This window comes from Pseudoalteromonas sp. GW168-MNA-CIBAN-0100 (assembly GCF_040309225.1).
Lineage (GTDB): Bacteria > Pseudomonadota > Gammaproteobacteria > Enterobacterales > Alteromonadaceae > Pseudoalteromonas > Pseudoalteromonas arctica.
Map to the genome: position 1 here is coordinate 1 of NZ_JBEOOL010000227.1, position 365 is coordinate 365.

Below are 365 nucleotides of genomic sequence, written 5' to 3' on the forward strand. Positions count from 1 at the left end.
GGGTAAGCGATTCACTTTGCAGCTGCTGCCAAAAGTCGCTGTGTTCAAATTGCGCGTTAAGCGCTGCGCTTAGCTCGTTTATTTGTACGCTTAGCTCGTTATGTTTACTGCTTAATTGGTTTAACTGATTAGTTAACTCAACATGCTGGTTTTGTAATTGCTGCTGCGCGTGTTGCTCGGTTTTTAAAGCATTAAGCTGCTGATTTACTTTTTCTTGTAAGGTACGCAGCTGTGTTTGTACTGCAAAATACTGGGCTTTTTGCTCGCTGAGTTGCTTGTAGGTTTCATCAAGCTTCTCGGTTGTTAACGCGTTAAGCTCGGTGCGAGCGTCTTGCATGGTCGTTTTAATTTCTAGCTGCTTAGCC

General features: G+C 43.8%; 1 protein-coding gene. It reads right to left on the reverse strand.

Translation table 11 applies throughout. The features are described from left to right. A partial coding sequence (locus AAEY62_RS20860; protein ID WP_350636201.1) for a hypothetical protein occupies nucleotides 1-365 on the reverse strand: 365 nt, incomplete at both ends.